Genomic DNA, 24,800 nt, shown 5'->3' with positions numbered 1-24,800 from the left:
ATGACCGAATTGACCGTGCGCGGCATTCGTACGCGCATGCTGCGTGGCGGCGCGGGGCCACGGGTGCTGTTCCTTCACGGTGCGGCAGGATTGAGCGGCTGGTCCGAGTTCTTCCAGTTGTTGGCAAGCCGTTACGAGATCTGGTTTCCCGAGCATCCCGGTTTCGGCCTGACAGAGGAATCGTCCGCCATTACAAATATCACCGAACTGGCCGGCTACTATCGCCATTTTATCGAGGGCACCGGCGTCGGACCATGCCATGTGATCGGCAGTTCGTTCGGCGGATGGCTGGCTGCCGAACTCGCGACGCTCGAAGACGTGGCGCTGCGCAGCCTGACTCTGATCGGTCCCGCTGGGCTACGGGCGCGCGTCGCGGGCGCCAGGCCTGCCACCGAGGAAGCATTCGTGCGCAAGCTCTATTACGACCAGACGGTAGCGGACCGTGTACTGGCCACCCCGATGGACGAAGAGCAGCGCCGGCTGCAAACCGTGAATCGAAATGCCGCGGCCCGGCTTGGCGGCAGCTTCCACAACCCGGATCTGGAGCCGGCACTGACTACGATCAATGCGCCTGCACTGGTGCTGTGGGGCGATCAAGATCAGCTGGTACCGGCGGACCAGGCCCCGCTCTGGCATGGCTGCCTGCGCCGGTCAGAGCTGACAGTGTTCGCGAACTGCGGGCATCTGCCGCATTTCGAGCAACCAGCCACTGTGGACCGCCGCATCCAGGATTTCCTCGCGATGCATTCCTGAGTCCGGAATTGACCAACTGACACCACCTGACACCACATGACAATGACATGGGGAGACATTTCATGAAACTCCTTGGAAATGCGCTGCTGGCGCTGATAGCCGTCGCCAGCCTGTTCATCGGCGGGCCGGCACGCGCGGAGTACCCCGACCGCCCAATCACGATGATCGTGCCCTATCCTCCGGGGGGAGCTACCGACATCCAGATGCGGAGCCTGTGCGCGGTAGCGTCACGCTATCTCGGACAACCGATCGTGATCGTCAACAAGCCTGGTGCCGGTGGGGCACTCGGCGCCGTGAACCTGGCGAACGCGGCTCCAGACGGCTACACGTTGTCGCAAGTGTCAGTGGGCGTGTTCCGCATGCCTGCGATCAACCGGATGTCCTACGATCCGGGTTCGCTGACCTACGTGATCGGCATCTCGGGTTACCTGTTTGGTGCGGCTGTCCGGGCCGACGCACCCTGGAAGTCGTTCAAGGATCTGCTGGCTTACGCCAAGGCGCATCCGGGCAAAGTTCGCTACGGCACCATCGGCACGGGTTCGGTCCAGCATGTCACGATGGAAGCTATCGCGCAGCAGCTCGGCATCGAGTGGCTGCACGTACCCTACAAGGGAAATGCTGAGGTCAATCTCGCGCTGCTTTCCGGCCAGATCGATGTCAGTTCCGACGGCAGCGCGTGGGCGGAGCTGATCAATTCGGGCAAGCTGCGGTTGCTGGCCGTGTATAGCGACAAGCGAGCAAAGAAATGGCCCGATGTGCCGACGCTCAAGGAGCTGGGTCTCGGCATCTCAGAGCAGTCTCCATACGGTATCGCAGGCCCGCCAAAGATGCCTGCCGCCATTGTCGCGAAGCTTCACGATGCCTTCAAACGGGCTTTGTACGACTCGGCGCATCTGAAAACACTTGAGACGCTCAATCAGGATGCCGTCTATATGTCGAGCGCCCAGTTCGCGGAACACGCCAAAGCTGAGACCGCACGCCAAGCGGCAATCGTGCAACGCTTCGGCCTGCGACAAAATCAAAATTAGTCGCGGTATGAATCTGAAGATCGAGCCGGCAGGCTCGAGTCTGACGGTGCTTGCTGTTATCAACAATCGACAAAGGATTTCTCATGGTCAGGTTTGCTCACCGGGATCAAACCGGAAAATGTCGCGCGCTCATGGCCGCCAAATCAATCAGCCTCTCCAGCATGCGTGCGGCTTTCGCGTGCATTGCCACCCTCGCATTGGTCTATGTCTCGGCGCCGACCGCAGCGGCTGATAGCGGTAAGGCGCTTGTGGTCATGTCGAGCGCGAACCAACTCCAGCTGCGAGATGGCAAGCATTACCAGACCGGCTACTACCTTGACGAGCTCGCGCTCCCCCTTGCGCAAGATCATCGCGGCTGGCTTCACGCCGGTTTTCGCCAATCCGAAGGGCAATGCGGTGACTTTCGATCCGGTCTCCAATGACAAGGTTTTCTTCGGCGGGAGCGATGCGGTCCGCGCCGAGAATGTGCAGTTCGTGGAAGGCGTCAAGGACCTTCGACATCCGAAGACACTTGCGGAGATCGCCAAGGAGGGCACGTCGGACTATGTCGGCATCTTCATTCCCGGCGGGCACGCGCCGATGGAGGATCTCTCGCACGACAAGACGCTCGGCGGCATCCTGGCGAGCTTCCACGCGGCCGGAAAGCCGACGAGTGTGATCTGTCACGGGCCTACGGCTTTGCTCTCTGCAGTCAGTGACCCCGAAGCGTTCCGCAAGGCTATCATCGCCAACGACTTCACTGCTACCCAGAAGATCGCGGCAACCTGGCCCTATACCGGCTATCGCCTCACGGTCTTCGTCAGGCGAGGAGCACGCGATCGAGGGGGCAGGGCAGCGGCTCGGAGGCTCGGTGCTGTTCTATGCAGCGGATGCTCTGGCCCAGGCTGGCGCACATGTCGACCGGCTCGCCACCTGGAATGTCAACGTTCTGGAGGATCGAGAGCTGGTTAGCGGTCAGCAGCCGTTTCCTCTGAGGCGTTCGGGGACGCGTTCGTGGCAAAACTGAAGAAGGCCAAGTCACTCTGACATCCTGAGCCGGTGGCTTTCGCAGACTTGCAATGCGGTCAGGAGGAGAAGAGGGATCGTGCGGCATCTTCGCTGCTCGATCCCACCTTCGCCAACCCGCATGAAGGTTATGGCACGGCCAATGCCGCACGGAGTGGTCTCTCGCTTCAGGCGCATATCGAAGGCCGAAAATTATTCGCAATCGCGCAGACCCAACCAAGGTACAACAATGCTGAGTGTCGTCGTAAAGAATGGAATGGATGCCACGTTCGTGCTGGAGGAGGTTGGCGAGCCCGTACCTGATCCTCACGAGGCAATAGTCAGAGTCGAGGCCGTCTCGCTCAATCTGGGCGAGGTTCGCCTTGGAATCATGCAGATGACCACCGGCACCCGTCCAGGCTGGGACTTCGCCGGGACAGTCGAACGCGCGGCAGCGGACGGAAGCGGGCCCGAGGCCGGCACCAGGGTAGTCGGCTTTACGGAGCGTGGAGCGTGGGCTCAGAGGATTGCGATCGCAACGCGCGCTCTGGCTGAACTACCGTCCGCTGTGACCGTTCAGCAGGCTGCGACGCTACCGGTCGCTGGCCTGACCGCGCTCCGCGCGCTTGCAAAGGGTGGGCTCCTGCTAGGCCAAAAGGTCCTGATCAACGGTGCGTCCGGTGGCGTTGGCCACCTTGCGTGCCAGATCGCGAGCGCATCCGGTGCGCAGGTAGTTGCGGCCATCCGACAGGACAAGCACTGCTCGCAAGCCTTTGCCGATGGCGCACATGAGGTGATCGTCGATTCGAGCCTTGCTGCGGCTCACCGGCTCGGTCCCTTTGACCTGATCCTGGAATCTGTCGGAGGCGGAGCGCTTGCGAATGCCTTGACCATGTTGTCACGTCAGGGCATCTGTGTTTCTTACGGCAACTCGTCGCGCGATGTGGCGCCGGTCGATGTGAGTAAGCTCTATCTCACGGGAAGCCCGCGTCTCGAAGCCATGTTTCTGGCTTCTGAAATGCAGTACGAGGCGCCTTCCACTGGACTGTCGCGCCTCGTCCGTGCGGTCGAGGTCGGACAGATCAAGCCGCGAATCGAGGTGGAAGCTCCCTGGGAGGAGGTCGATTCGATCGCAAGGCAACTGTTCAACCGCCAGATAGCCGGCAAGGCAGTGCTCAATATTTCCTGAGCAAAGCTGCATTCCGTGTCTCGGTGCGCGTTGAGGCCAGGTCGGCAATGCCACGTTGCGTCCGGCTTGGCAATTTGCCGACCGAGATATCCCCCCGTAGATCCAGCTCCAATATGGGCATTCGAAAATTAGCCACCGGTCAGGGAATATCTATTCATCTATTGGGATCAATGAAATCTTATGCAGCCGAGACAAAGGACTGGACTGCTAAGAGGAGATGTCCACGCTGTTACGGCCGTGGAAGATCAAGTCTAGAGGTCATAGAACCGCTAGCACTCGCTGCTAACACGTGGTGAACTGGGCAAACAAACGAGTCGGAGATTGCGATGGACCTTTCATTTTCTGGCATGAAAAAGGCTGAAATCTACAAGCTGATGACTTGTATGATCGTTCCGCGGGCAATTGCCTGGGTCACTACCCTGTCGGAGGACGGATTGGTGAACCTCGCTCCGTTCAGCGCGGAGGTGTCAGGAATTCTGTGTGCTGAGGTCGGTTAAATAAATCTCAGCGTAGGGCGTTGGTGAAGCGGTCACCGAAGAGAATGGCGAACTGGTTGGCCGCTTGTTTCCAGGTGATGGGCGGCATCTTCCAGTCTTTCTCGATGTTGCGCAAGGCCAGGTAAAGCAGCTTGCTGGCCGCCTCGTCGCTGGGGAAGTGACCTCGGTTCTTGACGATCTTGCGCAACTGCATGTGCATGCTTTCGATGGCGTTGGTCGTGTAGATGATCCTGCGCACTTCGGGCGGGTAGACGAAGAACGGGATGACCTGCTCCCATTGGCGGCGCCACATGTCGGTCACCGTGGGGAATTTGCGGCCCCAATCGCTGGCGGCGAACGCCTGCAGCGCGCCGGCGGCGGCGTCGGCCGTGGCAGCCTGGTAAATCGGCTTGAGCGCGGCCGCCAGGCCCTTGCGGTCCTTCCAGCTCGCCAGGTTCAGCGAGTTGCGGATCAGGTGGACGATACAGGTCTGGATTTGCGCGCCGGGGTAGACGGCCTCGATCGCTTCGGGGAAGCCACGCAGGCCGTCGACGACGGCGACCAGGATGTCGTCCAGGCCGCGGTTCTTCAACTCGTTGAAGACCTTGAGCCAGAACTTGGCGCCCTCGGTTTGCTCGATCCACAGGCCGAGCACCTCCTTGCGCCCGTCGGCGCGGATACCCAAGGCCAGGTAGACGGCCTTGTTCCTGACGGTGCCTTCGTCGCGGATCTTCAGGCGCAGCGCGTCGAAGTAGACGATGGGGTACATCGCCTCCAGCGGACGCTGCTGCCATTGTTCGACCTCGGCCAGCACTTCGTCGGTGATGGTGGAAATCAGGTCAGGCGAGACCTGCAGCCCATACAGTTCCTGCAAATGGCCCTGAATCTCACGCACGCTCATCCCGCGCGCATACATGCTGATTACGTGGTCGTCGAAGCCGGACAGCCGGCGTTGGTACTTGGCGACCAGTTGCGGCTCGAAGGTGGCTTGCCGGTCGCGCGGAATGTCCAGTTCCAGCTCGCCGTTGGGCGTGATGACGGTCTTTGCACTGCTGCCGTTGCGGTGATTGCCGCTCTTGCCTTGCTTGGCCTCGCTGGCCAGATGGTGCGTCAGTTCGGCGGCAAGCATACGCTCGGCCAACTGCTTCTTGAGCAGGCCGGCCAAGCCTGATTCACCGAGAATCGACTCGGCGTCCTTGTTCTGTACCTGAGCCAGTAGTTGATCGATCAACTCATCCGGAAACAGCTTCGGCGCGCTCGATTTCTTGCTCTTCTTGGTCATGCTTGTTGTTTCGGTCATAAGGGCGTTTCTTTCGATATCGTCTCATGACCTCAACACACAAGAAATCTGACAGGCTCTTCAGCGCCTTCAGCATCGTATCTTACGATCCGCCTCTGCTTGGAATCAACTTTAGTAAGAAGGAGGACGGGTCTCGAAAGGACTCAGCCGGAAACGCGGCACGCATCAAAGAGCTAGTTATTCACATTGCCGACGAGACGATGATCGATCTGATTCACGAGAGTTCTTTCCCGCACCCGCCCCATGTAAGCGAAGTCGAGCTTCTCGGTCTCGCGTTGGAACCGAGTGCGGCAGTCTCGGTACCGCGACTACGGGATGTTCCACTGGCCATCGAATGCCGACTTAGGGAGATGCTCTCATTTGGCACGGCATCCGAGTTTGCAGTGGTAGAGATTGTCCACGTGCACGCACGTGATGGACTGATCTCAGACTTCAAGATAGAAACCATGGATCTGCGTCCACTGTCTCGCCTGGCGGGACCAGTTTATGGAACGCTTGGACCAGTAATCGTCAAACAGCCACCGACTGGGCGTGAGCCTGAATGAGGCTGCCAGCCTCGGAACGGTCGCCGCGTCGCCTTGCCGTTTAGTGTTGCCGCGCTACTTCTTTGTATCACAGCGTATCTCCACCGCGAGCGGATGCATGGCGATATATTGACGCGCGCAACTTCCACCGCAGACCGACACACTGCCGCGCGCCACCACTCCTAGAATCGCCCCCACGAAACACATCTGTATTGATGGCCGGCACGGGACGATCCCAACTCCGGAGAAGGTCATGGAGACATCGAATTGCGCAGGGCGTGCCTGGATATGGCCGCTGCTGCTAGCCCCCTATATCGCACTGCTGTGGTTGCCGTTCTATAGCAGCGTGCAACCGACCCTGTTTGGGTTTCCGTTCTTCTAGTGAAGTTCGGCGCACTGTGTTCATCGTTGTGCGCTCCCGACCCAGTTCGCGATTGACTTGCAGCTTCTTGGCGGTGTCTGGATCTTGAAGATATTTCCGGCCGTGGTCTTCTCGCTGTACACGCGTCGCCTGACGTCCTCTGGCCTGCTTGCCGGATGGTTCGTCGGCATCGTGGCCGGTACGGGGATGGCCATCGGGATGGGGCTGAAACCGGTCTACCCGCTGCAACTCGGTGGCGCGACGTATCTCGTCTACATTTGCGTGCTGGCGCTGGCGGCAAATATCGTGGTGTCCGTGGTCGTCACCGCGGTCATGCCGAGAACACGCGCAGCAGGGCCGGTGGCGGCAATGATCCTGCATGGGCGAGAAAGGGCGCCCCGTGAGGGAACCCCGTGAGGGAACCCCGTGAGGGGGTGCTTAATCTCACAGTGTCATTCATTCTGGAACTTCCAGCGCAGAACGGGCACCGGCTAAGTCGTCGGCGACGTAGGTAGCAATGTGCCAGCGCAGAATAGTGATGGAATCAGACAAGTGTCGCTGTGCGCGCTGGGAAGGCAGATTGGCTGTGGGTTGCGCCGTTTCTTTTACTGTCGCCCTGAAGCAAACGCTGGGCGACGAGAAATCCGTAAATAGGGATGCTTAGTCATCTCGACGCACCTCCAGCCGGCAAATGCTGCCATGATCCTCTGCGTGATCGCGCAGATCCGACCGGCAGGAGGGGCGCGGGAAGTATCGCCATTGTCGGACGACTCTGCCCCATGGGCGGACGCCTTCGACATGTTTGGATAGCAGGAATCGCTCCGTTCAGAAGCTAGAGATGGGAAAAACGCTCCCGAATCATGCAACGCCAGCTTCAGCCCAAGGCTCGAACCCTGTCGTGAGGACAGCGCGCATCGCCTCGCGCAGATTGGCTGCCTTGCGTTCCCCACCATAGGCAGCCTCGAATTCGGTCTGGACTTCCAGCCACAAGGGAAACGCCTTGCGATAGCGAATCATGCCCGCCTTCGTAACCGACGCGTTCTTGACGCGTCGATCGACACCAGCCGCCATGTTGACCAAGCCGTCGCGTTCCAGTGGCTTGAGGTTCGTTGCGAGCGTGGTGCGATCCATCGCCATCTCGCCCGCCAGCTCGCCGATCGTGAGTGGACCATGATTCGCGAGCTTGTGAAGGATGGAAAACTGCGTCGCACGCAGATTCACCGGCTGCAGCGCCTTGTCATAGACCGCGGTGAGGTAGCGGGCGGCCTGACGTGCTGCCAGGCAGTTGCACCGGCCATCAAATTCGTCCATTGCCTTGCTGGAGACTGTCATGGGCCTATTGCCTAACATATCGCATATTTCATCGCTCATCATAGGAGAATATGCGCGTATGTGCAAGCGGATGCGGTAGACGCGCGGTCTGCTCGGAAAGGAACGATGCCCATTGCGCCCGCACTTTTTCGGTGCAGCTCCATCTCCGATCAGATTTCGCTCATTGCGAACGCGGCGCCGGTACACGGACATGATGAGCCTCGTCTAGAAGTAGTGCTTGTAAGCGGTATCGTCCTGCCATATTATGAGTACATGCGCGTAATTGGATAGTCGACGCGCACCGTTGCGCTAGCGACAGATGGTTCCGGACGAACTTTTAAGCGCACGGGTACCGGTGCGAAACAAGAGCTTCTGCTTCCGCGGCGGCATCGCGCAGCAGCCTGAAAAGGCTACCGCGGTGGAGAAGGTCTGCGACAACCAGATAAACCTATAAACAACAGGAGACAAGCGTGCAAGCTCGATTCAAGCGGAGGCTCGCCCGCCTATGCGATGTGCAAGCCGCTGCTGTGCTGGGCACCGTGGCGGGCATCGCCCATGCCGAGAATTTTCCGTCGCGCCCAATCTCGATCAAGGTGGCATACGCCGCCCGCGGTGGGGCAGATGTCGCGACGCGACAACTAGCGGCGCCGCTGCAACCCTTGCGCACGAAGAGAGACGCCAGGGCCGGTCGTGGCGATGCTGCTCCAGCAGATAACGCCATCGTCAATGGGGCGGCGTACCAGAAGTGGTCGCGCGATACCGGCAATCAGCCCATGGTACCGATGACGCTTGCTTCAGCATCAGACTTCTACCAAACGGAGCGACAGCGTAATGCGCGCGTGATTACGTCGATCAAACTGAAGCCCCAATAAGAGCGAGAAAAGTCATGCCGTACCTTACTGAAGGCGCCAGCCCCGAACAGGACCTCGTGCCCGTACCCTGGTTCGTCCATAGCGTGGTATGGATCGAGAAAAGCCAGTTGCCAGACTACCGTGAAGGCTTAGGCCTTGGTTTGCTGGTGGCAGTGGTCTGCGCAATGCTGGTACTGGAGTGGATGCTGTTGTCCTGACGGTGTTTGTGAAGCCGCATTAGGGGATACCCTCGTTCTGATAAAAAATAGATTTTTCTACGTATAATCGATCATCATCGGACGGCGCGAGCTTTACTACCGGTTGAAAAGCGGATTTACCACCGCCTGTCGCGCACCAAGCTTCGGTAATCACCAGCCAATTCGGAGAATTCAGATGCCACAGTACAGATCCCGCACGTCCACGCACGGTCGCAATCGGACGGGCGCCCGCAGTTTGTGGCGGGCAACCGGGATGACTGACGCCGATTTCGGCAAGCCAATCATCGCTATCGCAAACTCCTTCACCCAGTTTGTTCCGGGCCACGTACACCTGAAGGATCTCGGTCAACTGGTGGCGCGTGAGATCGAAAAGGCGGGAGGCGTGGCCAAGGAATTCAATACGATTGCGATCGACGACGGGATTGCGATGGGCCACGACGGAATGCTGTATAGCTTGCCGTCGCGCGAACTGATCGCAGACAGTGTGGAGTACATGGCGAACGCCCATTGCGCCGACGCGCTTGTATGCATATCCAATTGCGACAAGATCACGCCGGGAATGATGATGGCCGCCATGCGCCTCAATATTCCAACAGTTTTCGTCTCGGGCGGCCCCATGGAGGCCGGGAAGGCGACCTTCAAGCACAAGGTAATCAAGGTCGACTTCGTCGACGCAATGATCGCGTCCGGCAACCAGCACGCGAGCGAAACGGAGACCCATGCGGTCGAGAGTTCGGCATGTCCGACCTGCGGTTCGTGTTCTGGTATGGCGACTGCCAACTCAATGAACTCGCTGACTGAGGCGCTGGGTATTGCGCTTCCTGGTAACGGTACCGTGCTGGCGACCCACGCCGATCGAGAAGCCCTGTTCCTGGAAGCGGCGCGCACTGCGGTGGCTATCACCAGACGCTATTATGAGCAGGACGATGCCTCGGTACTTCCGCGCAACGTCATGTCGCGTCAGGCATTCGAGAACGCTACCTTGCTCGATATTGCAATTGGCGCCTCGACCAATACTGTCTTGCACTTGCTTGCCGTGGCGCAGGAAGGCGGTATGGACTTCACGCTGGATGATTTCGATCGCCTGTCACGCAAGGTACCGGTGATGTGCCAGCTCAGCCCGAACCGGCCGGATCTTCATATCGAGGACCTGCATCGTGCAGGCGGCATCATGGGCATTCTTGGCGAACTCGACCGGGCGGGCCTCATTCATCGCGAGGCTAGTACCGTCTACGGAAGGTCGCTCGGCGACGCGATCGATCAGTGGGACGTTATGCGCGCGCCTCACGCGGAAATCGAGCGCTTCTATCGTGCAGCCCCGGGCGGCGTGCGGACTACCAGGGCCTTTAGCCAGGACAAGCGTTTCGAGACGCTCGACCGAGACCGCAAGGCAGGTGCCATTCGAAGTATTGAGCACGCGTACACCGCGAATGGCGGCCTCGCCGTATTGCGCGGCAACCTGGCAGCGGATGGCTGCATTGTGAAAACGGCGGGCGTCGATCCCGTTATGCACGAATTCGCCGGTCGCGCACGTATCTTCGAAAGTCAGGACACGGCCGGCGAAGCCATCCTCTCCGGCGACGTTAAGGACGGCGATGTCGTCGTCATCCGCTACGAAGGACCCCGCGGTGGACCCGGCATGCAGGAGATGCTCGCGCCGACCAGCTATCTGAAGTCGATGAAGCTGGAGAAGACCTGTGCACTGATCACCGATGGGCGTTTCTCCGGTGCCTCAACCGGTCTGGCCATTGGCCACATTTCGCCTGAGGCGGCGGATGGCGGCGCCATCGCACTGGTGCGTGAAGGTGACCGCATCCTGATCAGCATTTCAAAGCGCTCGCTGGAGCTAGATGTCTCCGACGAGGAACTGGCAACCCGCCGCGCCGAAATGCGGGCACGCGCGGACAAGGCATGGAAGCCGGAGCATCGCGTCCGGCACGTCTCGACGGCGCTCCAGGCCTATGCCGCGCTGACTACGAGTGCGTCGCGCGGCGCAGTGCGCGACCTTAATGTCGTTCGCGCTGTAAGGGATTCGGGCCAGAAGCAAGCTCAGGGGGAGTAAAGGAAGGGCGGCGTCGGCCGCTACGACGCACGCTTGCGTGCGGGGCTCATTCACGCTCGGATTAAAAATCGATTTTCTGTATATATATACATTGTGTGATGTAGGGGTTCAGCAATTGACTGCGCGGCTTCCGGATCGCGGAGTCGCAGCAACGAATTCCAAATTGAAAGGAGAATCAAGCCATGGTGCAACTGACCGATGTCATCAGTGATTTCTGGAAAGCAACCCAACGCGGGAACCGTCCCCCGCTGGCGTGGAGTGGGCGTCTGTCGAACGAAGAAGGTTACCGTGTTCAACTGGGTATCGCCGACCACTACCAGGCAAGCGGGACCAATCGCGTAGGCTGGAAAGTCGCTGCGACCAACAAGGTCGTGCAGGCCCAACTCGGCGTTTCCGAACCGGCCTTCGGTTCGCTGCGCGACAAGGATGTCCTGTGGTCCGGAGGTGTTCTGGCCATCGGCAACCTTGCCCAGGCGCATGTCGAATGCGAACTGTGCTTTCGGGTCAACGAAAAGATCGCGACCGCACGCTCGGTCGCAGATATCCGCGCAGCGCTGGACGTGGTGTATCCGGCGTTCGAGTTTATCGAAAAGCGCGTTCCCATGACAGAACTCGCATTGGCGATTGCCGACAACGTCGAGCACACCGGCATTGTGCTAGGAAAGCCGATGAAACTGCAACAGGACATCGATTTCAAGAGCGTCGTTTGCACGCTGACACGCGGCGAAGAGGAAATCTCGTCCGCGAATGGAGAGGCGGTGCTGGGCGATCCGTTGAATTCCATCCTCTGGCTAAAGCAGGCACTGGAGAAGTACGACCGTGCGCTGGTCAAGGGCGATCTGATCATGACCGGATCGTTCGTGCGTCAGCTGCCGCTTATGCCGGGAGACCGCGTTCGAGCGGAATTCACAGGTATCGGCTCAGTTGAGCTGAGTATCGTGCAGTAAGGCCCGTACAACTCTTTCATTCGTCAGAGGTGAAGATAAATGAGGTTCGCGAGATTCAAGAAAAACGGCCGCGAAGGCATTGCGGTTTCACATCCCGAACAGGGATTTTTCGGCAGCTTTATTGACCAGGGGGGAGAGCAGGCGGATTTGCTGTCTGCGCTAGCACGCGGCCCTGAGGCAGTATCCGCGCTTACCGACCTGTTGCTGAACGGCAGCGCGGTATCGCTCGACGAAGTTCAGGTGCTGCCGCCGCTGGCAACACCGCAGAAGATCATCTGCATCGGTCTCAACTACGCGGACCATTCCGCTGAAACGGGCTTCGAGCCGCCGGCTTACCCCACCATCTTTTCGCGTTTTGCCTCGAGTCTAATTGGGCACGGCGATGCCATCATTCGCCCAGGCGTATCCACGATGCTGGACTACGAAGGCGAGATCGTCGTGGTCATCGGCAAGACGGGACGAAACATAGCGCGGGCCGCGGCGCTGGATCACGTATTCGGCTACTCGTTGTTCAACGACGCATCGCTGCGCGACTATCAGACTCGGACGCCTCAGTGGACCATCGGCAAGAACTTCGACGGCACTGGCGCCTTTGGACCCTACATCGTCACCGCTGACGAATTGCCCGCCGGTGCGAAGGGCCTGCGACTGCAGACCCTGCTGAACGGCGAAGTGGTACAGGACGGGAATACCAACGATCTGATCTTTGATGTTGCCACCCTAGTCTCCTTGCTTAGTGAAGTTATGACCCTTAGCCCTGGCGACATCATCGTGACCGGTACGCCGGCGGGCGTCGGTGTCGCGCGCAAGCCACCGCTGTGGATGAAGCCGGGCGACGTATGCGAGGTTCGCGCGGATGGCCTCGGGGTGCTGCGCAACCCGATCATGGACGAAGCCTGAGGCGGCGGAGCGATCGGACATGAAAACCCTGGAAGCCGGTGAAGCCGGTCATCCCGATAGCCGCCGCCGCGGATTCCTGATCAGTGCAGCGGTCTCCCTTGCCGGTGTACTTTCGGGGCAATCGTCGGCTGCTTTGCCATCTGACAGCGAGCCTTCGGCAGAACCATACTTCTCCGGCTTCCGCCGCCTGCGAATCCAGGCCGGAGGGACGACCATCAACACACTGGTCGGCGGCAGCGGGCCGCCTTTGCTGCTGCTGCACGGCTACCCGCAAACGCATATTGTCTGGCGAAAGATCGCACCCGATCTGGCCCGGGACCATACCGTGGTTCTTACTGACCTGCGAGGGTATGGGGACAGCGGCAAGCCAGCGGATGGCGAGAACCACGCCGGATATTCGAAGCGCGCCATGGCCGTCGACCAGATCGAAGTGATGGCGTCACTGGGCTTCGACCACTTTGCCGTAGTGAGCCATGACCGGGGTTCGCGCGTGGCGCATCGGATGGCCCTGGACTATCCCGGCAGGATATCGCGCCTGGTGTTGATGGACATCGTGCCAACCGAGTACATGTACCGGACCACGGATGCGCGATTCGCTACGGGGTACTACCACTGGTTCTTCCTGATACAGCCTGCGCCGCTTCCGGAATCGCTGTTGGCCGGCAGGGTCGATGCTTTCCTGAAGAGCGCGATGGGCCCGCTGATTCCACATGTGATCGAGCACGACGCCTACGCCCAGTATGTCAGGTGCTTCAGCGACCCCGCTACGATCCACGCGACATGCGAGGACTACCGGGCCAGTGCGTCCATCGACCTGGATCACGATGCGGCGGACAGGGGGAAGAAGCTGGCTTGTCCATTGCTTGTGCTTTGGGGAGGGAAGGGACTCGTCGGTACGCGATACGACGTCCTGTCGGTCTGGCGCGACTACGCCACCAATGTCACCGGCGCGGCGCTGCCGGCGAATCATTGGATTCCTGAAGAAGTTCCCGGGCAGGTCGTGGCCCACGTGCGCCGGTTTCTGGCCTGATCGCTTCAAGGTAGGGGAGATATTCGATGTTCATCGTGCATTGCCTAGATAAGGCCGGTGCAGCCGCAAGCCGCAAGCAGAACCGCGCCTTGCATGTCGCTTATATCAAGACGACCCAGTCCGTTGTCAAAGCAGCGGGCCCGCTGTTGTCTGCGGAGGGCGAACCCGTCGGAGGAATTTTCATGCTGGACGTACACCACTTCGCTGATGCGCTCGAATGGGCCGACGGAGATCCATTCAGGAAGATCGGCATTTATGAAAAGGTCGAGGTGCACCAGTGGAACCTCGTCATGAGTGCGGGTATTCCCGCGCAGAGCGCCACCGTTCCAAGTCATTGAGCAGCGAGACAGGTCACCATGAAGCAGATTCAACGCAAAGTCATTGTCAGTTGCGCGATCACCGGCGCCATCCATACACCGACACTTTCCAAGGCCTTGCCTTATACCCCGGAAGACATCGCCAGGCAGGCGATCGATGCTGCCGATGCCGGAGCGGCCATCCTCCATCTGCATGCGCGCAATCCGCATGACGGCTCACCAACCGGCGACCCGGACGTGTTTGCCGAATTCCTGCCCACAATCAAGGAGAGGACATCGGCCGTCATCAATCTGACAACGGGAGGCAGTCCGGAGATGACGGTCGAGGCGCGGCTCGCGGCGGCGCTGCGTTTTCAACCGGAGATGTGCTCCCTCAATATGGGGTCGATGAACTTTGCCATGCATCCCATGGCGGAAAAGGTAGCGACGTGGAAGTTCCCGTGGGAAAAGGACTACTTGCTGGCTAGCGAGGCCTTCATCTTCCGGAATACCTTCCGGGATATCGCACGCATTTACCAGATGATGGCGGATTTCGGCACGCGCTTCGAGCACGAGTGTTATGACATCGGCCATCTCTACAACCTCGCCTATTTCCTTGATCGGGGATTGGTCAAGCCGCCGATCTTCATCCAGAGCGTGTTCGGCATTTTGGGTGGCATCGGCGCGGATCCTGACAATGTCCTGTTCATGCGCCGCACCGCCGACCGGCTGTTTGGTGGCGACTATGTCTGGTCGGTACTTGCTGGCGGCCGGCACCAGATGCCAGTGGCGAGCCAGGCCGCATTGATGGGCGGAAATGTCCGGGTCGGCTTGGAGGACAGCCTCTACATCGCAAAGGGGAAGCTTGCCGAAAGCAACGCGCAGCAGGTTTCCAAGATCAGACGGATCCTCTCAGAGTTGTCGCTGGACGTTGCAACGCCGGATGAGGCGCGCGATCTGCTGGCGCTGAAGGGCGCGGACAACGTCAGGTTCTGATGCGCATCGGTGCAGATTATGAGTAGGAGAGGGAACGTGAATCGATCCGATTCCATTGGTCGTGAAGACTCGCCGCATGGCTGCGCGGCGACGAGAATGCCCGGCGCGCTGCGGGAGCAGATGCGAGCGCTTGCGAGCTATCGCGGCAGATTTGTGTGGCGCCTGCTGGCGGTCGCGCTTGCCTGTTACTTCGGTGCATTGTTCGCGGTGCTGGCGTGGCCAGAGTTGATGGCTGTCTCCGCAATTGGCGATTTCAGCGTGGGTTTGCTGTTGGTCTCCTTGCAACTATTCTCGACAGTCGTCGGCTTCTGGGTGTACTGCGCGTGGGCGGAGCGCCGGTACGATGGCGAGGCAGCGACGCTGCATGCCATGGCCCGCGATTACCAGACGGGAGCGCGCGATGAATGAGTCAAGTTTCGGCGGTCTGCGTCTCGTCGTCTTTGTGGCATTCATCGCACTGAGCCTTGCGTTGACGGCGTGGGCGTCGCGTCGTGCGCGGGGCAGTGCGGGATTCTTTGTTGCCGGGCGCAATTTGTCCGGGCTTCAGAATGGCCTGGCCATTTCAGGCGACTTCATGTCGGCGGCCTCGTTTCTCGGGGTGACAGGACTGGTCGCGCTGTATGGCTTCGACGGTCTGGTGTACCAGGTCGGCTTCATTGCGGGATGGCTGCTGATCATGCTGGTCGTGGCCGAACCCGTCAGGAACTGCGGGAAATACACACTGTCCGACGTGGTTGCCCTGCGGCTTTCCGGCAGGCCGGTACGCGCGGCCACCGCCGGCGTGTCGCTGTTGATTGCTCTGGTCTACCTGCTTGCGCAACTTGTCGGCGCTGGAGCGCTGGCGGCTTTGCTGCTACAAGTGGGGGCGAACACCGCGATCCTGCTGGTCGGGGTGCTGATGATGGCCTACGTATTGTTGGGCGGCATGGTTGCCGCGACGTACGTACAGATAGTGAAGGCCGTACTGGTCTGGACTGCTGCAGTTGGCTTGCTGGTGCTGTCGCTGGCGCATTTTTCCTTCGACTTTGGCGCGCTGTTCGGCAAGGCCCGGGACGCAGCATTGCATCCCACGCGCTATCTCATGCCCGGTGCGTATTTCAGAAACCCGGTCGACACGCTTTCGCTGGCCCTGGCGCTGGTACTGGGCACCGCTGGCTTGCCCCACGTGATGACGCGCTTCTACACCGTGCCGTCAGCGGTGGCGGCTCGCCAGTCTGCCAGGGTGGCACTGGGTGTCATGACGACCTTCGCCGTTGTGGTTTGTCTTCTGGGCTTTTGTGCGTCGGCAATCGTTGGACCAGATGCCATCCTGGCGGAAAGTCCGTCAGGGAATAGCGCCATCATGCTGCTTGCATTGAGCCTAGGCGGAGGCGCCGGTTCGATCGGCGGAGAATTGCTGCTGGCAGGCGTGAGTGTGATTGCGTTTGCAACGATTCTCGCCGTGGTGGCTGGCATCATGATCTCTTCCGCCGCAACCGTCGCACACGACATCTTCGGGACCCTGGTGTTCCGGGGCGACATGCCCGAACGCCGGCAGGTCGCGATTGGCAGGATGGCGACGGCGACACTGGCTGCGGTGGCAGTCGGCATCGCGCTGCTGGTGAAGTCGCTCAATGTTGCGTTCCTGGTTGGACTGGCGTTCTCTCTTGCCGCCAGCGCCAATCTTCCCGTCATCTTGCTTTCCCTCTTCTGGCGACGATTCAACGATGCCGGTGCAATCGCCGGCGTGGTGGCCGGCACGGTGACTTCCGTGGGCCTGGTGCTGGTCGGGCCGGCGGTCATGGGCCCGAACGGGTTGCTCGCCACCAGCCTCAAGCCCCTGTTCCCGCTGGCCAATCCAGGCATTGTGAGCATTCCATGCGGCTTTGCTGCGGCCTGGCTGGTGGCGTTGCTGACGGATCGCAACTCGGAGCGCCACACGAGAGACGCCAATTTCGACGCGCAGCAACTGCGCATGCTCAGCGGATACGGCGCGGAGCAGGCAAGCCATCACTGATTTCCCGGCGGCTGTAGCGCCCCCGCGTGTTGCGGCTGCCGCCCTTCTACCACCAGGAGACTCCATGACATCCCCTTCTTCCGATCCGGTCGCCTACGCACGCGCCGGCGACGTAGGCATTCTCACGATGCAATTCGGGCCCCACAACCTCGTTGGCGGAACACTATCGCAGGCATTGATTGCAGGGTTGCAGCGAGCACAGGCGGATTCCTGCCGTGCAATTATCCTGAAGAGCGCGCTGCGCCATTTTTCGGCAGGCGCCGAAATCGGCCTGTTTGAAAACGGGGGCGAGCGCCTGCACCGGGAACTCGATCTGGTCGGCGTGCTGCGCGCGTTTGAAGAACTTCCCATCCCCATTGTTGCCAGCGTCCATGGCGTGGCGCTCGGAGGGGGCTTCGAACTGGCGCTCGCCTGCGATTTCATCGTTGCTGCGGCCACGGCGAAGCTCGGACTGGTGGAGGCCACGCTTGGATTGCATCCCCTCATGGGCGGCATTCAACGCATCATCGAGCGTGCCGGCACTGCGCGCGCCAAGGAGCTGGTGATGCTGGGCCGCCGCCATGACGCAGCAACGCTGGAGCGCTGGAACATCGTGAATCGTGTGGTTCCGGACGCCCAGCTCGCGGACGTCACGCTTGCATTCGCCACCGAATTGGCTGCCGGGCCGACCGTGGCGCATGCGGCAACCAAAAGGCTCACGAACCAATATCTGAACGAGGGCATGCGCGCCGCGGACGAAGGGATGCGGGACATCGTCGCACCTATCCTTGCCAGTGCCGATTTGAAGCTTGGCGTGGCGGCGTTTCAGGCGGGCGCCTCGGGTGGCGCTGTGTTTACGGGTCAATAACGAGGCGAGCCATGGCAAACGGACCACTAGCAGGGCTGAAGGTCGTCGATTTCTCGCGCGTGCTGGCGGGGCCTCATTGTGCAAAGACGTTGCATGACCTGGGCGCCGACGTCATCAAGATCGAGCCGCCACGACCAGACATTTCGCGATCTGCGTTGCCCAAGAACGACACCATGTCGTACTACTACATTCAGCAGAATACCGGAAAACGCAATATCAGCTTGGACCTGAACCACCCCGAGGCACGCGATATTGCGATGGAACTGTGCCGTCAGGCAGATATCGTCGTTGAGAACTTCCGTGCCGGAACGCTGGCGTTCTTCGGGCTGGACTACGAATCGGTGCGGCAGCAGAACCCGCGCGTGGTCTATGCGTCCATCAGTGGCTATGGACAAGGCGGGCCGCTCTCGCACCGAGCCGCCTACGCGCCGACCGTGCACGCAGAATCGGGTTTCACCTCGACCTTCCTGTCACACCTGTCCGGCGACCTAGCCACAGACCGGCACGATGCCTATTCGCACGCGGACATCTATACGGGCCTGGAAGCCGTGATCGGCATCTTGGCGGCCCTCCATAAGCGCAGCCTGACCAACGAGGGCCAGTACGTCGACATTGCCATGGCTGCCACCATGCTGTCCGTCAACGAGCGTGTGCATATCGATCTTTCCGGCGTCGACATCGGTGCCGAGCCGGCCGCCTTGGGGCCTGCTCAGTCGCCGTTCTTTACGACTGTCGGCGGCGAGAAGATTACGATCGCGACCAGCGTGGTCAGCAGCTTGACGTTTCCGTTCTACCTGACGGCAATGCGCCGGCCGGAGCTGGCGAGCGACCCGCGCTTCTCGACCCCGGCGCTTCGTGCAAAGAATCTGGAGGCGTTCCACGCGATCGTGCAGAACTGGATCCTGACGTTCGACTCGCTGGACACCTTGGATGCCCAACTCGACGAAGCGAAGCTGGCGTTTGGCGTGGTGCGCGACATCGGTGATTTTGCGCGTTCGGATTGGGCCGAATGGTGGGGCGCAATCGACGAGGTGGATGATCGTGCCGGCGGCATGGTCAGGATTCCCGGGAAGCCCTGGCGATTCTCAGCGGACAAACTCGATCATCCCGGCGTTCCCGCATTCCGTGGGGAACACAACAAGGAAGTCCTCAAGGAACTCGGGCGGTGCGAGAAAGAGATCGACGCGCTGACAAGGAAGGGAGCCATTACCGCAGACCCGGTGCCGCAGTGAATTGAGAGCAAGACCCGGTGCGTGGGCATGACAGCCTGGAGGACGGCGCACCGGGCGCTATCGGTTGGCATCCATGGTGAGCGAATACTCCGCCGTGATACGCAAATGCTCGGTAATCAACTGACACGCAGCCTGTTCGTCACGGCCGATGACGGCGTCAGCGAGCTTGCGATGCTCCTTGTCGAGATTTCGCTTGCCAGTGGATGGCGGGATTGAAAACCACCGGTAGCGCTCGCTTTGGACATAAAGGATTTCCCGGAGTCGCAGCAGCCACGGACTGTCACAGGCAGCCACCAGGGCGGCGTGAAATGTCGTATGCGCCGTTGCCCATTCCTGAGAGACCCGTTCCCCGGGAGCAGCCTGCTTGGGAGTGCGGGTGAGCCTGTGGAGTGCGGACACGATACCACTTTCCCATTCAGTGTCGCCGACCGCTATGGCGCGCTTGAGGCACAGGGATTCGATCTCGATCCGGACATTGGTGATGTCAAGCAGTTCGTCCGCGCCAATCGGCGCCACCCGGAACCCCCGCTGTGGCTCGGCTATCACCAAGCCTTCGGCCGTCAATCGGGACAACGCTTCGCGGACGGCGCCAAGGCTGACGGAGAACGCCTCTGACAGATCTGCTGGCTTGAGCTTCTCGCCCGGCACCAGCCGACCATTCAGGAGTTCCGCTCGCAGGTTTTGATAGACCGAATAGGTCAGGCTCGAACTTGAGGAAGTAGACATTTGTTCATTCTATCAATTTTTCTGCTGGGTTCGACAAGCAGGGGCGGCGCTAGGGTTTTCCAGTGATTGCTGCTCGCAACAAATCTACTATCATACAAAAAATAGATTTTAAAAGTGCGAAGGAGAAGGACGAATGTCGAACGTGGTCGAGGTGGAGGTACTACTCGAAGGCGTGCTGAGCATCCGGCTCAACAGGGCAGAAGCAAGGAACGCAGTCAATCTTGAAATGGCGATGGCAATTGACGCCGCGCTGCGGCAGTTGGACGAGGATCCGGCGCTTCGCGTGGGTGTCATCACCGGGGCGGACTCGGTATTCAGTGCCGGCATGGACTTGAAAGCCTTTGCCCGCGGAGAGACGCCCGTGCTGGATGGAACAGGCTTTGCAGGAATTGCCAGGGCAAAGCGCCGCAAGCCTCTCCTTGCCGCAGTGGAAGGCTACGCACTGGCCGGAGGATTTGAAATCGCACTCGCCTGCGACCTGATTGTGGCGGGACAGGGCGCAACGTTCGGCATCCCTGAGGTGAAGCGGGGCCTTATTGCGGCCGGCGGCGGACTGATTCGCCTGTCGCGCCGGCTGCCGTATCACATTGCCATGGAGATGGCACTTACGGGTGGCTTGCTCAGCGCCGATCGCGCTTACGCGATGGGACTGTTGAACCGGCTCGTGCCGACCGGAGAAGCACGACGCACTGCCGTGGAACTCGCGCAACAGATTGCCAGAAACGCCCCGCTCGCGGTCGCTGCCAGCAAGCAGATGATCGAGCAGGCCCAACACACGCCGGAAGAGGAGATGTTTGTTCTCCAGGATGCCGTAGCCGCGCAGATCATGGCATCGGCCGACGCCCATGAAGGAGCGGTGGCGTTTTCGGAGAAGAGAGAGCCGGTGTGGAGCGGGCAATAGCAATAGCCCAGTCAGCCTCGCAGCTTCGCATACTCAATGAAGGAGACAGCATGTCGAAGGACGCCTTGCCCATCGCTTTTCCCCGCCTCGGGCCCGACGTGAAGGTGGAACAGGCCGCGTTCATTCATCCCTCGGCCTTGATCTACGGGGATGCTCATTTCGATGAAGGCGCATCCATGTGGCTTAACGCCGCGATACGAGCCGAAATGCACCAGGTAAGGATTGGCGCATTTTCCAATATCCAGGATCAGGTGATGATCCACGTTGCCGCCAACGCCGGGACGATCGTCGGCGCATGGTGCTCGATTTGCCATGGTGCGACACTCCATGGCTGCACGCTTGGAGATAGCGTTCTGGTCGGCATCGGCGCCACCATCATGGATGGCTGCGAGATCGGCGATAACAGCGTCATCGCCGGGCATAGTTTTCTGAAAGAAGGAACCATTATTCCACCCAATTCCATCGTGGCCGGTGCTCCGGCGCTCATCAAGGCAACCCGGAATAGTGCAGTCGCGAACCGGTTGAATGCCTGGACATACTGGAGGAACGCCAAGGCGTACGCAAACGGGGACTTTCGGCTCTGGTCGCGCCCGGATTTTCTCGCGGAACGGCAGATCGAAAGGGACCGGCTGATCCACGAGTATTCCTGATCTTTCACTACACAATCCAACCCGCCGGCGCCTCGTGGCGCCGGCTCATGCTGAATGACGAGGTTCTTATGACATCCAACGCAGGTGAGGGCGGTGCTGGAGCGGAAGGCCGGGGCGTCCCGTTTCTTGCCATACCGGAAGCAATCAGGGAAACGGCAAGGAGACATCCGGAGCACCTTGCGGTCATACATGAGGACGTTGCCCTGACGTGGCGGGAATTCGATGCCAGGCTCGACAAGGTCGCCAACGCGCTGACGGAGCATGGGCTGCTGCGCGGGGACAAGATCGCCATTCTCGCGATCAATTCGGTCGAATATCTCGAGCTCTTCATGGGAGCTGTCCGTGCAGGTGTTTGCGTAGTGCCTTTGTCCAGCATGGGGCAGGCCGATGCCTGTCGCGACATGATTGACGATAGCGACAGCCAACTGATCTTCGTCTCGGAAGACTTCCGGAGCTTTATTGAGCCGTTGCTGCCGCAACTGGGCAAGCTCCGGCAGGACGGATGCATTGCCATCGATTTTTCGGGACAGGGATGGCAGGACTATCCGCGCTGGGTTGCGGGTGCGTCAGCGCAGCCATGCCACACGGAAATTGACCCGGACGACGACTTCAACATCATCTACAGTTCGGGTACCACGGGAAAGCCGAAAGGCATTCTTCACTCCCACTACCTCCGCTCCGCCATGCGTAGTCTCGGCGGACCGCTCGAATACGACAGGGAGACAGTCTCCCTGGTTTCAACGCCGCTATTCTCGAACGCCACCCTCGCGGGCGTGCTCCTCACGTTGCAGCACGGTGGCACGCTCGTGCTGATGCGAAAGTTTGACGTGACCCACTTCCTCAGGCTCGCGGAAACCTGGAAGGTCACGCACGCGCTGCTCGTTCCCGTTCAGTATCAGCGCATCCTGTCTCATCCGGCGTTCCGCGATTACGACCTGGGCAGCTTCCGCATGAAGGTCTCTACCAGTGCACCGCTTCGGGAAACGATCAAGCGCGAGTGCCTCGAGCGCTGGCCGGGGCGATTGATGGAGGTCTATACGCTGACGGAAGGGGGGATCGTAGCTGTCCTCGATGCCGCGGCACATCCGGACAAGCTGCATACCGTGGGGCGCGCCGGACCTGGCTGCGTTCTGAAGATCCTTGGGGAGGACGGGCAGGAACTGGGCCCGGGCGCGATTGGGCAGGTGGTCGGCCGTGCCCCGCTGATGATGAAGGGGTACTACAAGAACCCAGTGAAGACCCGCGAGCTGCAGTGGTTCGACGGCGACGGCAGCCTGTTTTTCCGCTCCGGTGACATGGGAAAGATTGATGCGGATGGCTTCCTTCAGTTACTGGATCGCCAAAAGGACATGATCATCTCGGGGGGCTTCAATGTCTACCCGGCGGACATCGAAGTGCTTCTGATGCGCCATCCTGCCGTCGCGGATATCGCTGTGATTGGCATCCCCAGCGATGAATGGGGGGAGTCGGCAATGGCGTTAGTCGTTCTGCGCCAACCGGCTTCCGTGACTCCGGCCGAACTGATGGCATGGGCAAACAGCAAGCTGGGCAAGGCCGAACGGTTGGCCGCGGTTGAAATCCGCGAGTCGCTGCCGCGCAGCGAGATTGGCAAGGTGCTGAAGCGAGAGTTGCGGGAGCCATATTGGGCAGGGCGAGCCTTCGCTATCTGACACACCATGCGGGACAGCATCTTCGCTAGCCAGCAGATCGTCGGCACCAAGAGCGGCGGTGTGCACAACTGACAGAACATCAAAGGAGAAGAGGGATGGAGACCAAACCGGAGCAAATGGAGCGCGAAACGCTCGGGAAAGTAGGAAGACGCTTATTACCGTTTCTGAGTCTGCTGTTCTTTGTCGCTTATCTGGACCGGGTAAATGTCGGGTTCGCGGCCGTGACGATGAACGCCGATGTCAATATTTCGGCTGCCGCCTACGGCTTTGGCGCGGGTCTCTTCTTTCTTGGATATTTCCTCTTCGAAGTTCCAAGCAATATCCTGCTGGCGAGATACGGCGCGCGCGTATGGATGACCAGAATCATGCTGACTTGGGGAGCCATTTCGGCAGGCATGGCGTTTGTGCATGACGAATGGACGTTCTACGCCTTGCGTTTTGCGCTCGGTCTTGCCGAAGCAGGGTTCTTCCCTGGCATCATCTACTACATGACCTCTTGGTTCCCCCGATCTTATCGGGGACGGGCAGTCGCATGGTTCATGGTCGCCGCGCCTTTGTCCAGTTTGCTAGGGGCGCCAGTGTCGGGATGGCTGATGACGTTCGACGGCCTTTTCGGACTGAAGGGTTGGCAGCTCCTGTTCGTCGTGGAGGGACTGCCTGCAATGGTGCTGGGCCTGGCATGCCTGTTTTTCCTCACCGACAGGCCCCGCAACGCTCGCTGGCTCGAACAGGCGGAACGCGAATGGCTGGAATCGGTGATCGAACAGGAAAAGGCGGAGCAGGCCCGGCAGCACGGCACGGAAGTCTGGAGAGCGTTCGTCGATATCAGGCTATGGGGTCTTACGCTCGTACTGTTCGGCTTTATCGGCGGGATGATCGGCTTCAGTCTGTGGCTGCCGCAAATCGTCAAGGGACTTGGCCTATCGGTTCTCGAAACGGGGCTGGTTACTGCGATTCCTTATGTGTTCGCCGCGGCAGGCATGGTGTACTGGGGCAGGCATTCCGATCGCACTGGTGATCGTGCATGGCACACGGCGCTTTCCGGGCTGCTTGCCTGTGTCGGACTGGCGGCCGCGGCGTTGACAACTTCGGCCCCGCTCACGCTGGTCATGCTGTCCGTGGCTGCATTGGGACTTTTTTCCGGCGCACCTCCATTCTGGTCCTGGGCTTCTTCCACGTTCAGCGGCGCGGCCGGTGCCGTTGGCATTGCGTTGGTGAACTCCTTCGGAAATCTTGGCGGCTTCTTTGGACCCACGATCTTCGGTTGGCTGAAGAGCACCACAGGAAGTTTCACCTACTCCCTTCTTGCGCTTGCCGCTTTTCCCTTTGCCGCTGCATTGATCGCCATTGCCCTGGACTTTGGCAGCAGGCGCGAGCAGTCCCTTGCGTTGGCGCGCTCGGCCCAGGCCAAGGCGGACAAACTGGTCCAGCGGAAAGGGGCATCATTGTGAAGGGCGCAAATGAAGCCACGCGCTCCGACAGCGAGTTAGTACCGGTGGCGTGGCCGGATCACAGCGTGGCGTGGATTCCGAAGGACCAGCTCTCGCACTAC

26 protein-coding genes and 1 pseudogene are annotated in these 24,800 nt (G+C 60.2%); 24 read left to right on the top strand and 3 right to left on the bottom strand.

Translation table 11 applies throughout. The features are described 5' to 3' along the window. From KB879_RS33600 to KB879_RS33580, 5 genes are all read left to right on the top strand, one after another. Positions 1 to 753 carry an alpha/beta fold hydrolase gene (locus tag KB879_RS33600; RefSeq protein WP_211983847.1) on the top strand — a complete coding sequence of 251 codons (753 nt, stop codon included), beginning with the start codon at positions 1 to 3 and terminating at the stop codon, positions 751 to 753. A 62-nt stretch (positions 754 to 815) separates the two neighbouring features. Beyond that, positions 816 to 1,781 carry a tripartite tricarboxylate transporter substrate binding protein gene (locus KB879_RS33595; RefSeq protein WP_211983845.1) on the top strand — a complete coding sequence of 322 codons (966 nt, stop codon included), beginning with the start codon at positions 816 to 818 and terminating at the stop codon, positions 1,779 to 1,781. A 336-nt stretch (positions 1,782 to 2,117) separates the two neighbouring features. Continuing rightward, a complete protein-coding gene (locus KB879_RS33590; RefSeq protein ID WP_211983843.1) occupies positions 2,118 to 2,732 on the top strand; it encodes a DJ-1/PfpI family protein in 615 nt (204 codons plus the stop codon). Between the two features lie 283 nt (positions 2,733 to 3,015). Beyond that, positions 3,016 to 3,954, top strand: coding sequence for a zinc-binding dehydrogenase (locus tag KB879_RS33585; RefSeq protein WP_211983841.1), 939 nt, complete (start codon positions 3,016 to 3,018; stop codon positions 3,952 to 3,954). Between the two features lie 326 nt (positions 3,955 to 4,280). Continuing rightward, the gene (locus tag KB879_RS33580; protein WP_211983838.1) at positions 4,281 to 4,451 is read left to right on the top strand and encodes a hypothetical protein; all 171 of its coding nucleotides are present in this window, start codon (positions 4,281 to 4,283) and stop codon (positions 4,449 to 4,451) included. 7 nt (positions 4,452 to 4,458) lie between these two features. Here the strand turns inward: KB879_RS33580 and KB879_RS33575 are convergent, their stop codons facing one another. Further along, entirely contained in the window at positions 4,459 to 5,712 is a 1,254-nt protein-coding gene (locus tag KB879_RS33575) for an IS256 family transposase (protein ID WP_211982161.1), read from the bottom strand. Positions 5,713 to 5,756: 44 nt separating this feature from the next. Here KB879_RS33575 and KB879_RS33570 point away from each other — a divergent pair, with 44 nt between their 5' ends. From KB879_RS33570 to KB879_RS33560, 3 genes and pseudogenes are all read left to right on the top strand, one after another. Further along, complete coding sequence (locus KB879_RS33570; protein WP_211983836.1) at positions 5,757 to 6,275, top strand: flavin reductase family protein; 519 nt, start codon at positions 5,757 to 5,759, stop codon at positions 6,273 to 6,275. Positions 6,276 to 6,507: 232 nt separating this feature from the next. Continuing rightward, entirely contained in the window at positions 6,508 to 6,636 is a 129-nt protein-coding gene (locus KB879_RS33565) for a DUF3311 domain-containing protein (protein ID WP_249221497.1), read from the top strand. Further along, positions 6,630 to 7,032, top strand: a pseudogene (locus KB879_RS33560) (hypothetical protein); the annotation flags it as partial. The gene KB879_RS33565 and the pseudogene KB879_RS33560, both read left to right, overlap by 7 nt. Before the next feature lie 441 nt (positions 7,033 to 7,473). On the opposite strand, the gene KB879_RS33555 reads toward KB879_RS33560, so the two are convergent. Beyond that, positions 7,474 to 7,947: a MarR family winged helix-turn-helix transcriptional regulator gene (locus KB879_RS33555; RefSeq protein WP_211983832.1), complete on the bottom strand. Its 474-nt coding sequence runs from the start codon at positions 7,945 to 7,947 to the stop codon at positions 7,474 to 7,476. Positions 7,948 to 8,396: 449 nt separating this feature from the next. On the opposite strand from KB879_RS33555, the gene KB879_RS33550 reads away from it, so the two are divergent. From KB879_RS33550 to KB879_RS33495, 12 genes are all read left to right on the top strand, one after another. After that, positions 8,397 to 8,798 (top strand): hypothetical protein, encoded by a 402-nt coding sequence (locus tag KB879_RS33550; RefSeq protein ID WP_211983830.1) that lies wholly within the window; start codon positions 8,397 to 8,399, stop codon positions 8,796 to 8,798. Between the two features lie 14 nt (positions 8,799 to 8,812). Then, positions 8,813 to 8,995, top strand: a complete 183-nt coding sequence (locus KB879_RS33545) for a hypothetical protein (protein ID WP_211983828.1) — start codon at positions 8,813 to 8,815, stop codon at positions 8,993 to 8,995. 175 nt (positions 8,996 to 9,170) lie between these two features. After that, positions 9,171 to 11,057, top strand: a complete 1,887-nt coding sequence (gene ilvD / locus KB879_RS33540; protein WP_211983826.1) for a dihydroxy-acid dehydratase — start codon at positions 9,171 to 9,173, stop codon at positions 11,055 to 11,057. 182 nt (positions 11,058 to 11,239) lie between these two features. Further along, positions 11,240 to 12,004 (top strand): 2-keto-4-pentenoate hydratase, encoded by a 765-nt coding sequence (locus KB879_RS33535; protein ID WP_211983823.1) that lies wholly within the window; start codon positions 11,240 to 11,242, stop codon positions 12,002 to 12,004. Between the two features lie 39 nt (positions 12,005 to 12,043). Then, entirely contained in the window at positions 12,044 to 12,904 is an 861-nt protein-coding gene (locus KB879_RS33530; RefSeq protein ID WP_211983821.1) for a fumarylacetoacetate hydrolase family protein, read from the top strand. A gap of 19 nt (positions 12,905 to 12,923) precedes the next feature. Further along, positions 12,924 to 13,934, top strand: coding sequence for an alpha/beta fold hydrolase (locus KB879_RS33525; protein ID WP_211983819.1), 1,011 nt, complete (start codon positions 12,924 to 12,926; stop codon positions 13,932 to 13,934). 26 nt (positions 13,935 to 13,960) lie between these two features. Continuing rightward, complete coding sequence (locus KB879_RS33520) at positions 13,961 to 14,272, top strand: YciI family protein (RefSeq protein ID WP_211983817.1); 312 nt, start codon at positions 13,961 to 13,963, stop codon at positions 14,270 to 14,272. 18 nt (positions 14,273 to 14,290) lie between these two features. Then, positions 14,291 to 15,226, top strand: a complete 936-nt coding sequence (locus tag KB879_RS33515; RefSeq protein ID WP_211983814.1) for a 3-keto-5-aminohexanoate cleavage protein — start codon at positions 14,291 to 14,293, stop codon at positions 15,224 to 15,226. Between the two features lie 36 nt (positions 15,227 to 15,262). Next, positions 15,263 to 15,634: a DUF485 domain-containing protein gene (locus tag KB879_RS33510; RefSeq protein WP_211983812.1), complete on the top strand. Its 372-nt coding sequence runs from the start codon at positions 15,263 to 15,265 to the stop codon at positions 15,632 to 15,634. Then, positions 15,627 to 17,222: a cation acetate symporter gene (locus tag KB879_RS33505; RefSeq protein ID WP_211983810.1), complete on the top strand. Its 1,596-nt coding sequence runs from the start codon at positions 15,627 to 15,629 to the stop codon at positions 17,220 to 17,222. The genes KB879_RS33510 and KB879_RS33505 overlap by 8 nt, the downstream gene beginning before the upstream one ends. A 64-nt stretch (positions 17,223 to 17,286) precedes the next feature. Next, positions 17,287 to 18,069: an enoyl-CoA hydratase/isomerase family protein gene (locus tag KB879_RS33500; protein ID WP_211983808.1), complete on the top strand. Its 783-nt coding sequence runs from the start codon at positions 17,287 to 17,289 to the stop codon at positions 18,067 to 18,069. A gap of 11 nt (positions 18,070 to 18,080) precedes the next feature. Beyond that, positions 18,081 to 19,301, top strand: a complete 1,221-nt coding sequence (locus KB879_RS33495; RefSeq protein WP_211983806.1) for a CaiB/BaiF CoA-transferase family protein — start codon at positions 18,081 to 18,083, stop codon at positions 19,299 to 19,301. 57 nt (positions 19,302 to 19,358) lie between these two features. On the opposite strand, the gene KB879_RS33490 is transcribed toward KB879_RS33495, so the two are convergent. After that, positions 19,359 to 20,027, bottom strand: coding sequence for a GntR family transcriptional regulator (locus KB879_RS33490; protein ID WP_211983804.1), 669 nt, complete (start codon positions 20,025 to 20,027; stop codon positions 19,359 to 19,361). A 133-nt stretch (positions 20,028 to 20,160) separates the two neighbouring features. Here KB879_RS33490 and KB879_RS33485 point away from each other — a divergent pair, with 133 nt between their 5' ends. The 4 genes from KB879_RS33485 (at position 20,161) to KB879_RS33470 (ending at position 24,699) form a co-directional block, all read left to right on the top strand. Then, the gene (locus KB879_RS33485) at positions 20,161 to 20,928 is read left to right on the top strand and encodes a crotonase/enoyl-CoA hydratase family protein (protein ID WP_211983802.1); all 768 of its coding nucleotides are present in this window, start codon (positions 20,161 to 20,163) and stop codon (positions 20,926 to 20,928) included. Positions 20,929 to 20,978: 50 nt separating this feature from the next. Then, complete coding sequence (locus KB879_RS33480; protein WP_211983800.1) at positions 20,979 to 21,578, top strand: gamma carbonic anhydrase family protein; 600 nt, start codon at positions 20,979 to 20,981, stop codon at positions 21,576 to 21,578. 47 nt (positions 21,579 to 21,625) lie between these two features. Next, complete coding sequence (locus tag KB879_RS33475) at positions 21,626 to 23,248, top strand: class I adenylate-forming enzyme family protein (RefSeq protein WP_249221496.1); 1,623 nt, start codon at positions 21,626 to 21,628, stop codon at positions 23,246 to 23,248. 95 nt (positions 23,249 to 23,343) lie between these two features. Further along, positions 23,344 to 24,699 carry an MFS transporter gene (locus KB879_RS33470; protein ID WP_211983798.1) on the top strand — a complete coding sequence of 452 codons (1,356 nt, stop codon included), beginning with the start codon at positions 23,344 to 23,346 and terminating at the stop codon, positions 24,697 to 24,699. Positions 24,700 to 24,800: the final 101 nt, after the last annotated feature.

Origin of the sequence: Cupriavidus sp. KK10, from assembly GCF_018223725.1 — a bacterium.
Classification (GTDB): Bacteria; Pseudomonadota; Gammaproteobacteria; order Burkholderiales; family Burkholderiaceae; genus Cupriavidus; species Cupriavidus necator.
Note: the sequence above shows the minus strand (reverse complement) of the source record. Positions and strands in the feature narration are given on the sequence as shown.